Source organism: Streptomyces sp. NBC_00510, assembly GCA_036013505.1.
GTDB lineage: Bacteria > Actinomycetota > Actinomycetes > Streptomycetales > Streptomycetaceae > Actinacidiphila.
In genome coordinates, this window is record CP107851.1 from 1,881,498 (window position 1) to 1,894,570 (window position 13,073).

12 protein-coding genes are annotated in these 13,073 nt (G+C 73.8%); 7 read left to right on the plus strand and 5 right to left on the minus strand.

Features of this window, described 5'->3' with window-relative positions; genetic code table 11:
- Positions 1 to 132 precede the first annotated feature (132 nt).
- The 4 genes from OG937_08410 (at position 133) to OG937_08425 (ending at position 5,040) form a co-directional block, all read left to right on the plus strand.
- Positions 133 to 375: a hypothetical protein gene (locus OG937_08410; protein ID WUD71714.1), complete on the plus strand. Its 243-nt coding sequence runs from the start codon at positions 133 to 135 to the stop codon at positions 373 to 375.
- Positions 376 to 539: 164 nt separating this feature from the next.
- A complete protein-coding gene (locus OG937_08415) occupies positions 540 to 2,015 on the plus strand; it encodes an SDR family NAD(P)-dependent oxidoreductase (protein ID WUD71715.1) in 1,476 nt (491 codons plus the stop codon).
- A 92-nt stretch (positions 2,016 to 2,107) separates the two neighbouring features.
- Positions 2,108 to 4,450, plus strand: coding sequence for an FHA domain-containing protein (locus tag OG937_08420; protein ID WUD71716.1), 2,343 nt, complete (start codon positions 2,108 to 2,110; stop codon positions 4,448 to 4,450).
- A gap of 5 nt (positions 4,451 to 4,455) precedes the next feature.
- Positions 4,456 to 5,040 (plus strand): hypothetical protein, encoded by a 585-nt coding sequence (locus tag OG937_08425; GenBank protein ID WUD71717.1) that lies wholly within the window; start codon positions 4,456 to 4,458, stop codon positions 5,038 to 5,040.
- 328 nt (positions 5,041 to 5,368) lie between these two features.
- On the opposite strand, the gene OG937_08430 is transcribed toward OG937_08425, so the two are convergent.
- Positions 5,369 to 6,667 (minus strand): streptophobe family protein, encoded by a 1,299-nt coding sequence (locus tag OG937_08430; GenBank protein WUD71718.1) that lies wholly within the window; start codon positions 6,665 to 6,667, stop codon positions 5,369 to 5,371.
- 89 nt (positions 6,668 to 6,756) lie between these two features.
- Between OG937_08430 and OG937_08435 the strand changes: the two genes are divergently transcribed.
- Positions 6,757 to 7,620: a hypothetical protein gene (locus OG937_08435; protein ID WUD71719.1), complete on the plus strand. Its 864-nt coding sequence runs from the start codon at positions 6,757 to 6,759 to the stop codon at positions 7,618 to 7,620.
- Positions 7,621 to 7,743: 123 nt separating this feature from the next.
- On the opposite strand, the gene OG937_08440 is transcribed toward OG937_08435, so the two are convergent.
- Positions 7,744 to 8,199, minus strand: coding sequence for a cyclic nucleotide-binding domain-containing protein (locus OG937_08440; protein ID WUD71720.1), 456 nt, complete (start codon positions 8,197 to 8,199; stop codon positions 7,744 to 7,746).
- A 48-nt stretch (positions 8,200 to 8,247) separates the two neighbouring features.
- A complete protein-coding gene (locus tag OG937_08445) occupies positions 8,248 to 9,537 on the minus strand; it encodes a phosphoribosyltransferase (GenBank protein ID WUD71721.1) in 1,290 nt (429 codons plus the stop codon).
- Positions 9,538 to 9,624: 87 nt separating this feature from the next.
- On the opposite strand from OG937_08445, the gene OG937_08450 reads away from it, so the two are divergent.
- Positions 9,625 to 10,362, plus strand: coding sequence for a DUF72 domain-containing protein (locus OG937_08450; protein WUD71722.1), 738 nt, complete (start codon positions 9,625 to 9,627; stop codon positions 10,360 to 10,362).
- Entirely contained in the window at positions 10,359 to 10,643 is a 285-nt protein-coding gene (locus tag OG937_08455; GenBank protein WUD71723.1) for an acylphosphatase, read from the plus strand. The genes OG937_08450 and OG937_08455 overlap by 4 nt, the downstream gene beginning before the upstream one ends.
- A gap of 89 nt (positions 10,644 to 10,732) precedes the next feature.
- Here the strand turns inward: OG937_08455 and OG937_08460 are convergent, their stop codons facing one another.
- Together OG937_08460 and OG937_08465 are read right to left on the minus strand one after the other, a co-directional pair.
- Positions 10,733 to 12,166, minus strand: coding sequence for a lipase maturation factor family protein (locus tag OG937_08460; GenBank protein WUD71724.1), 1,434 nt, complete (start codon positions 12,164 to 12,166; stop codon positions 10,733 to 10,735).
- A 93-nt stretch (positions 12,167 to 12,259) separates the two neighbouring features.
- Entirely contained in the window at positions 12,260 to 13,042 is a 783-nt protein-coding gene (locus OG937_08465) for a VOC family protein (GenBank protein ID WUD71725.1), read from the minus strand.
- Positions 13,043 to 13,073: the final 31 nt, after the last annotated feature.

A 13,073-nucleotide genomic window follows, 5' to 3' on the forward strand; every position in this document is an offset into this window, starting at 1 on the left:
GGGGGTTGGAGCGGGCGGAGAAGCGTAACGTAACGGATCTCTCACGCACTGTCGGCCCACGGCCGGGTCGCTGTCCCGGTTCTTCACCAAACCTCCCCCGGCGAGAGATCATGGATGCAGGAGGTGACCTCCATGACCACCAGGATCCGACTCCACGGCGGCCCCGGGGACGGTCTCACCCTCGGCGTCGCGCTGGGAGCCGGGGGGCAGCCCCCCGAGGGCATCCTCTACGACCCGCTGGCCATCAGCGTGCAGGACGCGGGGGCGCACCAGGCGTGGCCGGACAGCGCCGCGTACTACAAGCGCCTCGAGCACATGGCCGACGAGCCGTGGGACTACGCGTACGAGAGCGAGGCCACCGCCCCCCTGGAGTGACCCGCCGGCACGCCGTGGACCGCCGCGGGGCCGCCCCCCGGCCCGCCGGCTGCGGCCGCCGGGGACGCACGGGCGAAAGCCGCCGTTTTGGCCGGGCGCCCCCGCCTCCGTAGAGTTCCGCAGGACACCAGTGGGAACACACGATCCAGGGAACGACGGCGGGCATGACGGCGACCGAGAACGAGCAGAGCACGGCAACGGCCTGGGAGGGCGTCCCCGGCATCGACCCGGCGCGCCTGGAGCTGTGCCTCAGCGTGCTCAGGGAGCTCGACGAGCTGCCGATCGACCACCCCGACGCGGTCACCGTGCGCATGGCCACGGCCGGCATCTACCGGATGGTGAAGCAGCGCCGTCGGCAGGACCGGCGGGCCGCCAAGACCGCACACGACAAGATGGTCACCGAGTCCACCGCGACCGGCTCCGCCGAGCGGATCGACGACGAGACCCAGGGACTGCTGCCCTCCTCGTCGACGACCGGTGCGATCGCGGGCATCCTGCGGCGGCCGCGCTCCTGCTACGTGTGCAAGGGGCGCTACGTCGAGGTCGACGCCTTCTACCACCAGCTGTGCCGGGAGTGCGCGGCCTCCAACCGTGCCCGGCGCGACGCGCGCACCGACCTGACCGGCCGCCGCGCGCTGCTCACCGGCGGCCGGGCCAAGATCGGCATGTACATCGCGCTGCGGCTGCTGCGCGACGGCGCCCACACCACCGTCACCACGCGCTTCCCCGCGGACGCCATCCGGCGCTTCAAGGCGATGCCGGACAGCGAGGAGTGGATCCACCGCCTCAAGATCGTGGGGATCGACCTCCGCGACCCGGCCCAGGTCGTCGCGCTCGCCGACTCGGTGGCCGCCGAGGGCCCCCTGGACATCCTGATCAACAACGCGGCGCAGACCGTGCGCCGCTCCCCCGCCGCCTACGCGGAACTGGTGGCCGCCGAGTCCGCCCCGCTCCCGGCCGGGGCGCTGCCCGTCTCGGAGGTCTTCGGGGCCTTCGGCAGCGGTGCCCAGCCCGCGCTGCCCGCCCCGCGCGCGGAGCTGTCGGCCCGGGCCCAGGAGGTCACGGACCTGGCGCTGGTGAGCGGTTCGGCCTCGCTCGCCCGGATCGAGGCCGGCACGGCGATCGACGCCGGCGGGCTGGTCCCCGACCTCGACGCGGCGAACAGCTGGAGCCGGGCCGTGGGCGAGGTCGACCCGGTCGAGATGCTCGAAGTGCAGCTGTGCAACGAGACCGCGCCGTTCATCCTGGTCAGCAGGTTGCGCCCGGCGATGGCGGCCGCCGCCGCCCGCCGCAAGTACGTCGTGAACGTCTCCGCGATGGAGGGCAAGTTCACCCGCGGCTACAAGGGCGCGGGCCATCCGCACACCAACATGGCGAAGGCCGCGCTCAACATGCTGACCCGTACCAGCGCGCGGGAGATGCTGGAGACCGACGGCATCCTGATGACCAGCGTCGACACCGGCTGGATCACCGACGAGCGGCCCCACCCGGACAAGATGCGCCTCGCCGACGAGGGATTCCACGCCCCGCTGGACCTCATCGACGGCGCGGCCCGGGTGTACGACCCGATCGTCCGCGGCGAGCAGGGCGAGGACCTGCACGGGGTGTTCCTCAAGGACTACGCGCCCACCGAGTGGTGAGGGTCCCGGCACCGTCCCTCAGGGCCATGTGACGGCCCGTTGCGGGACAGGTGGGACAGGCGGGGCGGCCGGTCCGCGGCTACGATCGAAGCGTGGCCGAGCGAGGTTTCGCGCCCACCGCGCCCAAGCTCGTGCTCGAGACCGACGGGGACACCCGGATCCTGGTCCCGGGTCGGGAGTACCACGTCGGTCGCGACCCCGACGGTGACGTCGTCCTCGACGACCCCCGGGTGTCGTGGCACCACGCGGTGATCCGGCCCGCGGGCGACAGCTGGATGCTGCACGACTTGGGCAGCACCAACGGCACCTTCGTCAACGGCCGGCAGGTCCGGCAGTGGGGCGTCGGCCCGGGCAGCGTCATCCGCTTCGGGCACGCCGAACAGGGGCCGTGCGCCCGGCTGAGCAGCGCCGAGGCCCCCACCGGGGTCTACCGGGCGCCGCCGATGGCCTCCCCCGCGGCGACCGGCACCTTCCGCCGCCCGACGTCGGTGCGGTCGCTGCCGGACCGCACGATCCACATCGGGCGCGCCTCCGACAACGACCTGGTCGTCTCGGACCTGCTGGTCTCACGGCACCACGCCGAACTGCGGTCGCTGCAGGACGGCGGCTACGAGATCGTCGACCTGCACAGCCACAACGGCACCTATCTGGACGGCCAGCGCGTCGAACGGGCGGTCGTGCACCAGGGCGACATCATCGACGTCGGCCACGCGGTGTTCCGGCTGGTCGGCGACAAGCTGCAGCAGTTCACCGACACCGGCGAGGTCTCGCTCAACGTCCGCGACCTGTCGGTGCGGGTGGACGACGGCGGCAAGGTGCTGCTGGACGACATCAGCTTCCCCGTCGGCGAGAAGTGCCTGCTGGCGGTGGTCGGGCCGAGCGGCTCCGGCAAGTCGACGCTGCTGAACGCGCTGACCGGCCTGCGCCCCGCGAACCACGGCACGGTACTCTACGACGGGCGCGACCTGTACCGCGAGTACGCGGACCTGCGCCAGCGCATCGGCCTCGTCCCGCAGGACGACATCCTGCACCAGCAGCTCCCCGTCGGGCGCGCCCTGTCGTACGCCGCCGAACTCCGCTTCCCCGGCGACACCGCCAAGGAGGAGCGGCAGGCCCGGGTGGACGAGGTGATCGCCGAACTCGGCCTGGAGGCCCGGGTGAAGCAGCCGGTCCACACCCTCTCCGGCGGCCAGCGCAAGCGCGTGAGCGTCGCCCTGGAACTGCTGACCAAACCCTCGCTGCTCTTCCTGGACGAACCGACCTCGGGCCTGGACCCGGGGATGGACCGTTCGGTGATGACGATGCTGCGCGAGCTCGCCGACGACGGCCGCACGGTCATCGTGGTGACGCACAGCGTGCTCAGCCTGGAGGTCTGCGACCGGTTGCTCGTGATGGCCCCCGGCGGGCGCATGGCCTACTACGGGCCGCCCTCGAAGACCCTCCCGTTCTTCGGCTTCCGGCAGTGGCCGGAAGCCTTCGAGGCGTTCGAGAACGAGGAGAACCGCGACTGGGCGGGCCAGTACGAGGCCTCCCCGCTCTACGACGAGTACGTCGCCGCGGCGCTGGAGCCCGCGGGACCGCAGCCCCCGGCGGAGCTCGAACCCCTCGAGCCGCCCAAGCCGCAGGGCTGGGGCGACCAGTTGTGGACGCTGGTGCGCCGCTACACGGCGTCGCTGGCCGCCGACCGCACCTTCCTGGCGATCATGGTGGCACTGCCCTTCGTGATGGGCGGGATGGCGCGCGCCCTGGCCGGCGGTGCGCTGGGCCGGAACAACGCGCTCAACGTGCTGCTGATCCTGTGCGTCGGCTCGGTGCTCACCGGGGCCGCCAACGCGGTCCGCGAACTCGTCAAGGAACGGGTCATCTACCAGCGGGAGCGGGCCGTGGGCCTGTCCCGCTCGGCCTACCTGGCGTCCAAGGTCGTGGTCCTGGGAGTGATCACCGTCGCGCAGGCGGTGGTCCTGACGATGGTCGCCCTCGTCGGCGTGCGTCTGAGACCCCAGGGCGGCAGCGGGGTCCTGTTGCCGCCGCTGCTGGAGATCACGCTGGCGGTGGCGCTGCTGGCGTTCACCTCGATGATGCTCGGGCTGCTGATCTCGGCCCTGGTGCGCAAGGAGGAGGTGACCATGCCGCTGCTGGTGCTGATCGCCATCGTGCAGGTCGTCTTCTGCGGCGCCCTGCTGCCCCTGCACGGGGTGCCGGGTCTGGAGCAGTTGTCCTGGCTGGTGCCCTCGCGCTGGGCGCTGGGAGCGATGGCCGCGACGCTGGACCTGCACGCCTTCACACCCAGCAACGTGACGTCGGACCCGCTCTTCCGGCCCGTTCCCGCGATGTGGCTGCTGGACATGGGCATGCTCGTGGTGCTGTCGGTGGCCTTCGGCCTCGTCGTGGTCAGGCTGCTGCGGCAGCACGAGCCGGCCGTCATGCGGAGGTAGGCCTGATGTACGAGCCGGAGTTCGTCCCCACCCATGTCGCCCCGGCGGGCGGACTGCCCACCTGGCGGGCACCGGACGACTCCAGCCCCTCCGCGGGGCTGGACCCCCTGCTGCCGGTGCGGGTGACCGAGCACCGGGGCGACTGGGCGCGGATCGTGTGCTCCAACGGCTGGTCCGCGTGGGTGGACGGACGGCTGCTGATCACGGTGCCGCAGGGCCCTCCGGCGGTGGGCGGCTCCCCGGCGCGCACGGCGGACGCCCGTCCGCTGCTGGGCCGGCTGGTGGAGGCGCTCGGCTCGTACCGGACCATGGTGCAGGACCTCGCGGCCGGGACGATCGACCTGGAGACCTTCGACCGGGGAACGAGCGGGATGCGGATCGGCGCCGTCGTGGACGGCGACGCCGTCTGGCTCTTCGACGCCGAGCACGACCGCTGGTGCTACTGCGACGGTGCCCGCATGGCGACCTACGCCGCCGCCGACCCGCCCGCGATGCGGCCCGGCGAACCCCCGCCCCCGGCGGAACCGCCGCTGCGCGACGACGCGTCCCCGACCGAGACCCACCCGATCACATGGACGAGCGAACCCTGAGGCGGATGCCAGGGGCGGCGGCCGGCAGCGCCGGCGGGCCGGAGGTGCCGGGCCACGCCTGCGGCAGGCATCAAGCCACAGCCCTTGGTGCCGCGGCAACGACCGGCTCGCCCGGGCCAGGAGTAGGCGGCCCGTCCGGCCCCACAGCGCGGCAATGCCCGGATCGCCGCCCGCAGAGCACCCGAAACGGCCCCGGGCCCGGCAGACCTCCCGCCGGGCGAATCCCGGCACGGGCCTGTCCGATCACCCGGACGGGCCAACCCCGGGGGAGGCCGCCCGGCACGACCGGGCGCGGATCGCGACCGCCCGAGCAGCCGGGGAATCCCGGTCAGCCGACCGGAGCGCCCGGGCGGGCGGTGCGGCCGCGGGCCAGCAGGTGGACGGCCATGCTGCCGAGCAGGCCTGCCGCCACGCCCCACAGCGCGGCGATGCCGATCGCGGGGAGCAGGTTCGGGAGCAGCACGATCGAACCGCCGAGGCCGCCGGTGTCGGACGGGTCGCCGATGCCGAACAGCGACAGGCCGTAGTGCGCGTCGATCCGGGTGAGCACGCCGATCAGCAGCATGGCCGCCGCGGACGCCACCCCCAGGTGGACGGCGTTGCGCACGTGCCCCGTGCCGGGTCGCGCGCGCCAAGCGGTGGCCCAGCCGGCGCCCAGCATGGCGACGGCGGCGGCGACCACCAGCCACCACGCCCTGCCGTCGTGCTCGGAGAGCGACGCGAGGTCGAGGGTGGCCTCCCCGTCCCCGCTGCGCAGCACCGCGGCCAGCGCCTCCGGCATCGGCACACCCAGCGCCCCCTGCACGCTGCCGTGCCACGAGGCGCCCATGCCGAGCCCGAGGGCGAGCCATGCCACGTTCGGCAGGCCGAGGAAGACGACGGCGAAGCTGTCCGCGGGCTCCGCGCGCGTGGAGGCGGTGACCACCGCGATCACGGCGCCGGCGACCACGTAGGCGAGCAGGACGCCCACCATGGCGCGGGCGGCCGGCCGGACGACGGTGTGCACGGGCACCAGCCGGGAGGGCAGGGGCGCCCGCCGTGACACGGCGAAGGCCAGGAAGAGGACGACGGCCAGCCAGAGCAGCCCGGCGACGACCGTGACCGGGACGTCGGCCCGGAAACCGACGGTGGGGGTGATGCCGAACAGGTCGCCGAGGTCGTTGAGGAACTCCTCGCCCGTGGAGATGGTGAAGGTGTGGCGTGCGCCGAGGGCGATCAGCAGCGTGACGAGGGCCCACAGCACGCCCGTCCGGACGAAGAGCCACAGCAGCCGGTCACCGGAGACCACCGCGTGCCGGCGCAGCGGCCGTACGACCACGTAGGCGGTGACGAGGGCCCCGGCGAGGGCGACGGACAGCGGGAAGACGGTCACCGCCGCGTCCGACCGGGCGATGGTGCCCGCGCCGCCCTCCAGGCCGACGCGGCCCCCGACGGCCATGACCACGGTGGCCGCGATGACGGGCAGGAAGGCGCCCTGCGGCAGCTCGGAGGCCCCCGCGAGCCACAGGCCCAGGGCCGCCACGACCACCATGACGGCGTACCCGGCCACGACCGCGGCGAGTGCGTGCAGCCAGCCGTGGGTGGGCCCCGGGGCCGGGTGCGGGGCGGAGGGCGGATGCCGGGTCACGGTGTCAGGCTAAGCAGCCCGGCGGCAGCCCGCCCGTCCGGAATGTCCCGGCTTGCGGCCCGGCCGGAGGATGGACGGAGAATGCGGGGGTGACCTCACCCCCGCCCCAGGAGCCACCCGGCACCCCCGGCCCGGGCCACGACCCGCCCGCGCACGCACGCCGGCCGTGGTGGACGTCGAGCGCCGGGCTGTCGGCGCTCGCGGCACTGGGGGCCGCGGCGCTCGTCCTGGCGGTCTTCCTGGCCACGCGGGGCGGCGACGGAGGCACGGCCACGCCCGGGCGGAGCCCGTCACCGACCCGTCCGCAGATCGTGCTCCAGCCGGCGCGGGTGGCGGGCCCCGACTCCTTCACCACGAGCACGGCCAAGGAGTCCCCGCCCCCGGACGCCCCGGCGCCCACCCTGACCCCGAAGCCCTCCGCCACGTACGGGGCGCCGAGCGTCTCCGGCGGTACACGCGGCCTGTACGGCGGCACCAAGGGCGAGGCCGCGTGCGACGTCGCCGAGCAGACCGCATCCCTGACCGCGGACCCCGGCAAGGCGGCCGCCTTCGCCCGGGTGGCGGGCATCGACGCCGACGGGATCGGGCGGTACCTGAAGTCGCTCACCCCCGCGCTGCTGCGCGCCGACACCAGGGTCACCGACCACGGCTTCGCGGACGGCTCCGCGACCTCCTTCGCTGCGGTGCTGGAGGCGGGCACGGCGGTGCTCGTCGACGACCGCGGCGTGCCCCGGGTGCGCTGCGCGGGCGGCAATCCGCTGTCGGCGCCGAAGGCGGTCAAGGGCGCCGGCCACTCCGGGCAGCCGTGGCCCGGCTTCCGGGAGTCGGAGGTGGTCGCGGTGCGCCCCGCCCCGCAGGCGCACGGGTCGTTCGTCCTGTACGACGCGGGACGCGACGAGCTGTTCCGCCGCCCGGTCGGCACGAGGGGCGCCGACGACACCTGGGTGCGCTGACCCGGGCCACCGGGGCCGTGGGCTACGCCGCCTTGAACGGCGGTGACCCGTCGAGGACTTCGCGGACGGGGAGCGCGACCGGCAGTTGCCCCGCGTGCCGTGCACGTGGCCGATTTCCGTCGGTCAGGAGTGCTCCTGCAGGCGCGGGCCGTACATGTCGAGCATCCTGGCCCGGGCCGAACCCAGCCGCTGGGCGATGGTCTGGGCGGCGGCCAGCACGATGGCCTGGCCCAGCACCGGGTTGTCCCGGCACAGGTCGCGGATCTCGGCCGCGCCGAACTCGTACGCGCCCACCGAGCCCAGCGCGTGGGCGCCGACCTGCCAGCGGTAGGGAGGGAACAGCCAGGACCAGCCGACGAGTTCGCCGGGACCCAGGGTCTCGACGGACACGGCACCACGGCCGGGCACGTCCATGTCGATGGAGACGGCACCCGACTCGACCACCCAGAACCGGTCGGCGAATCTGCCCTCGTCGCAGATGCGCCAGCTCTGCGGGAAGCTGACCTTTTTGGCGTGCTCCAGGAAGGCTCGGCGGTGGGCCGGCGGGAGTGAGTCCAGCATGGTCACCGTGCTGCTCATCGGCGCATCCTCCTGCTCCCTTCCACACCCCCTGACCTCAGGGTACGGTCACTCACCGGCCGTCGCAGGGAGGTGACCGGCCAACCAGTCGCGCGCCAGGTGCGCCACCTCGTCGAGCGCTCCCGGCTCCTCGAAAAGGTGGGTCGCGCCGGGCACGACGTGCAGCAGGCTGGGGCAGTCGAGCGCCTCCTGGGCGCGCTGGTTCAGCTCCAGGACCGTGGTGTCCCGGCCGCCGACGATGAGCAGGGTGGGCGCCCTGACCTCGCCGAGCCGGGGCATGGCCAGATCGGGACGGCCGCCCCGGGACACCACCGAGGAGACGTACGGGGCGGCCCGGGGGTCGGCCGCGGCCCACAGCGCGGCGGCCGCGCCGGTACTGGCACCGAAGTAGGCGAGCGGCAGGTTCTCCCCGCGGGCCCACCCGGTGACCTCGACCAGGCGGCCGGCGAGCAGCTCGACGTCGAAGACGTTGGCCCGGTCCGCCTCCTCGGCGGAGGTGAGGAGGTCGAACAGCAGGGTGCCGAGGCCGGCCTGGTTGAGGGCGGCGGCCACCGCCCGGTTGCGCGGGCTGTGCCGGCTGCTGCCGGTGCCGTGGGCGAAGACCACCAGGGCCCGCGCGTCGGCGGGCATGGTCAGCGTCCCGGCGAGCCGCACCCCGGCCTCGCCACCCACGGCCAGGTCCACCTCGGTGGTCCGCGGTCCCCGGGCGGCGGCCTGCTTGAGCAGCCCGGACACCTCGTCGTCGGCGGTCTGGGAGAAGTCGTGGTACCACTCCCCCACCGCGAAGAAGGCGCTCGGTGCCGACAGGCACACCACGTCGTCGGCGGCGTGCCGCAGGGCGGGCAGCGACTGGGGCGATGCCACGGGCACGGCGAGCACGACCCGGGCGGCGCCATGGGCGCGGGCCACCTCGCAGGCGGCGAGGGCGGTGGCGCCGGTGGCGACGCCGTCGTCGACGAGGAGCACCGTGCGTCCGGCCAGCGGGGTGCGCGGGCGACCCTCTCGGAAGCGGTGCGCCTGCCGGGCCAGCTCGGCCTCCTCGCGGTGCTCGACGGTGTCGATATCGGCGCGGGAGACGTGGCTCATGCGGACGATGTCGTCGCTGAGCACCTTGGCGCCGCCCTCGCCGATGGCGCCGAAGCCCAGCTCCCGGTGGTACGGGACGCCGAGCTTGCGGACGACGATCACGTCCAGGGGTGCGTGCAGGGCGCGGGCCACCTCGTAGGCGACGACCACGCCGCCACGCGGCAGGCCGAGCACGATGGGGTTGTCGAATTCCAGATGCCGCAGCCGCTCGGCGAGCTGCCGTCCGGCATCCGCGCGGTCTGTGAAGTGCATGGTTCCACCCCCGCGAGCGGGGAGATGCGGGACTCCTTACGACCTACCCTGAATAGGGAGCAGCAAGCAACCGGCAGGGACCGCGCGATGTCCGTGCTCGTGGGAACCTCGGGATGGCAGTACCGGGACTGGCGCGGCGTGCTGTACCCGCCCCAGGTGCCGCAGCGGCTGTGGCTGGAGGAGTACGCACGCCGTTTCGGCACGGTCGAGAGCAACAACGCGTTCTACCGCCTGCCGTCCCGGGAGCTCTTCGCGAGCTGGCGCGAGCACACGCCCGAGGGCTTCGTGATGGCGGTCAAGGCCAGCCGCTACCTGACCCACATGAAGCGGCTGCGCGACCCGGAGGAGCCGGTGCGGCGGCTGCTGACGCACGCCGAGGGGCTCGGCGACCGGCTGGGGCCGGTGCTGCTGCAGCTGCCACCGAACCTGAGGGCCGACGCCCGGGTCCTGGAGGCGTGCCTGTACTGCTTCCCGGAGGGCGTGCGGGTGGCCGTCGAGCCGCGGCACGCCTCCTGGTGGACCCCCGAGATCCGGGCCCTGCTGAAGCGCCGCGGCGCCGCGCTGTGCTGGGCCGACCGGCGGGCGCGCCCTGCGACGCCGTTGTGGCGTACCGCGGACTGGGGGTACGTGCGCTTCCATGAGGGCATCGCCCGGCCGTGGCCCCGCTACGGCTCCCGGGCGCTGACCACCTGGGCACACCGCATCGCGGACACCTGGCCGGAGGGCTCCGACGTGTTTGTGTACTTCAACAACGACCCCGGCGGGGCGGCCGTCCTGGACGCCGACGCCTTCCGCGAGGCGGTCCGCCAGGTGCGGCCGTCGTGACGCGGCGGCGGGTCGTCGTGACGGGCGACGTCCAGGGGGTGTACTTCCGGGACACCTGCCGTATGACGGCGGACGAGAGCGGAGTCGCCGGCTGGGTCCGCAACCGGCCGGACGGCACGGTCGAGGCGGTCTTCGAGGGGCCGCCGGAGGCGGTGGAACGGATGGTGGCCTGGTCGCACGAGGGCTCGCAGCTGTCCATCGTGGACCGTGTGGAGGTCGTCGAGGAGGAGCCGGAGGGGCTCACCGGCTTCGAGATCCGTCCCACCCCGTGGCGCGACTGAGGGCGCGCGCGAGGGCGGCGCGGCCGTAGTACGGGCCCGGGCTTGGGGCCGGGGCTTGGGGCCGGGGCTTGGGCCGGGGTACGCGGCCGTCACCGGCCCTCGCGTCGCAGGCCTTCGCGGTCGACCGGCGGGAGGTACTCCCGCACCAGGCTCCGCTCCCACCAGGCCCCGGTGGCCCGCAGGGTGCGCCGGTCGGTGAAGCGGTAGTGGTACAGGCGGGCCCGGACGTAGGTGGGCGGGGCGTGCGGGAAGGGGTTGCTGCGCAGCAGGCGCAGCGTGCGGGGGTCGTTCTCCAGGAGCTTGCCGACGAACGGGATGAACCAGCTCCACGCGTAGGCCGGGGAGATCCCGGCGAACCACATCAGCCAGTCCAGCCGCAGGTGGTACGGGGCGAACTGGCGGGGCAGCCGGTGCCGGTCGGTGGGCTTGCCCTTGAAGCCGTACTCCTTCCACACGGTGCCGGGGCCGGGTTCGGCGGCGTCGGTGCCCTCGACGACGACCTCCAGGCGCATCCGGTTGATGCTGCCGAAGGCGCCGTAGGAGTTGACCAGGTGCAGCCTGTTGAAGGAGACGTTCATCATCTGGCCGCGGGAGAGCAGGTTGCGGGCGGGCCAGTAGCTGAGGACGGCGACGAGGACGGTGGCGGCGATCACCAGGGCCGCGTACCAGGCGGGCGGGGGGACGGACGCCCCGGGCGGCGGCGCGGCCACGTACGAGCCGTCGAGCGCGGCGACGGCGAGGACGATGGTCAGCCAGTTCAGCCATGCGAAGTTGCCCGAGAGCACGAGCCACAGCTGGGTGGCGATGACGACGCAGGCGGCGATGCCCGCCACCGGTTGCGGGGTGAACAGGACGACGGGCACGACCAGCTGGGCGAAGTGGTTGGCGGCGGTCTCGGCCCGGTGCACTCCGCGCGGCAGGTGGTGGAAGAACCAGCTGAGCGGGCCGGGCATGGGCTGCGTCTCGTGGTGGTAGTACAGGCAGGTCAGGTCGCGCCAGCAGGCGTCGCCCCGCATCTTGATCAGTCCGGCGCCGAACTCGACGCGGAAGAGCAGCCAGCGCATCAGCCACAGGATCAGCACGGGCGGCCCGGTCTCGTCGTTGCCGAGGAACACCGCCAGGAAGCCGGCCTCCAGCAGCAGGGACTCCCAGCCGAACGCGTACCAGGTCTGGCCGACGTTGACGATCGACAGGTAGAGCAGCCACAGCACCGCCCAGACCAGCAGGGCGGCCCACAGCGGCACGAGGTCCGTGACGCCCGCGACGACGGCCGCGGACAGCGCGACGCCGCCCCACGCGAGGGCGGCGAAGAGGCGGTCGGAGTAGCGGAGGTGGAACAGGCTCGGCGCGTGGCGGAACGGCACGCGCCGCAGGAAGTCCGGGACGGGCAGCAGACCGTGCTCGCCGATGAGGGCGCGGAACTGGTTCGCGGCGGTGAGGAAGGCGACCAGGTAGAGCACGCCGAGGCCGCGCTGGACGACGACGCGGCTCAGCCAGTAGTCGGGTGCCGTGAACCACTCCATGGCCGCATCCCTAGCGCCCCGCCGCGGCGTCCGCGACCCGGCGGGGCGGCGGCGGGGCGAGGTTCATCCGATGGGACGTGGGCGGGCGGCGTGCTACTCGTGGTCGGCGACGAGGGAGAGCAGTCCGCCCTCCGGGTCGCGGATGCCCGCGACCCTGCCGTAGGCGCTGTCGAGGGGTTCGCCGGTCACCTCGCCGCCGAGGTCCTTGGCGAGCCGGACGGCCTCGTCGACGTCGGCGACGGTAAAGAAGACGTGCCACCGCGGTCGGACCTTGGGGTCGGCCGCCGCCTCGACGCCGCCGCCGCGGATGCCCGCGACGCTGTGCCCGTCGACGTAGAGGACGACGCGGTCGTTCTCCCATTCCACGACGTAGCGGGGTCCGCGCCGGTCCCAGTGGAAGACCTCGCCGTAGAACAGGGCCGCGGCGAAGGTGTCGCGGGTGCGCAGCTCGATCCAGGAGGGGGCGCCGTGCATCCGCAGCTTGCGGGCGGGGCCGTGCTCGCCCTCCCAGATGCCGAAGGAGGCGCCCATGGAGTCGGCCACCAGGGCCAGCCGCCCGGCGTCGAAGTCGAGCGGGCCCACGGCCACCGTGCCGCCGCGGTCGCGGATGTCGGAGGCGGTGGCGTCGGCGCTCTCCACCCCGAAGTACGTGGTCCAGGACACCGAGGTCTCCCAGTCCCGGGCGATGGCCCCGATGCCGGCGACCTCCGTGCCGTTCACCAGTGCGCGTTCGTACGGGCCCCAGCGGGAGGGACCGGGTTCGAACTCCCAGCCGAGCAGTGGTCCGTAGAACGCCTTCGCCACGTCCAGGTCGCGTGCCATCAGGCTGACCCAGCACGGGGCGCCCGCCACACAGCAGATCTTCGCGGTGGACACGTACCGGCCTCCTTGTCCTGCCCCGTTCCCA

Excerpts from the sequence above, each read along its gene's own strand:
- OG937_08460 (WUD71724.1), bottom strand. The coding sequence starts at position 12,166 with ATGGAGTGGTTCACGGCACCCGACTACTGGCTGAGCCGCGTCGTCGTC.
- OG937_08445 (WUD71721.1), bottom strand. The coding sequence starts at position 9,537 with ATGCACTTCACAGACCGCGCGGATGCCGGACGGCAGCTCGCCGAGCGG.
- OG937_08415 (WUD71715.1), top strand. The coding sequence starts at position 540 with ATGACGGCGACCGAGAACGAGCAGAGCACGGCAACGGCCTGGGAGGGC.
- OG937_08425 (WUD71717.1), top strand. The coding sequence starts at position 4,456 with ATGTACGAGCCGGAGTTCGTCCCCACCCATGTCGCCCCGGCGGGCGGA.
- OG937_08440 (WUD71720.1), bottom strand. The coding sequence starts at position 8,199 with ATGAGCAGCACGGTGACCATGCTGGACTCACTCCCGCCGGCCCACCGC.
- OG937_08410 (WUD71714.1), top strand. The coding sequence starts at position 133 with ATGACCACCAGGATCCGACTCCACGGCGGCCCCGGGGACGGTCTCACC.
- OG937_08450 (WUD71722.1), top strand. The coding sequence starts at position 9,625 with ATGTCCGTGCTCGTGGGAACCTCGGGATGGCAGTACCGGGACTGGCGC.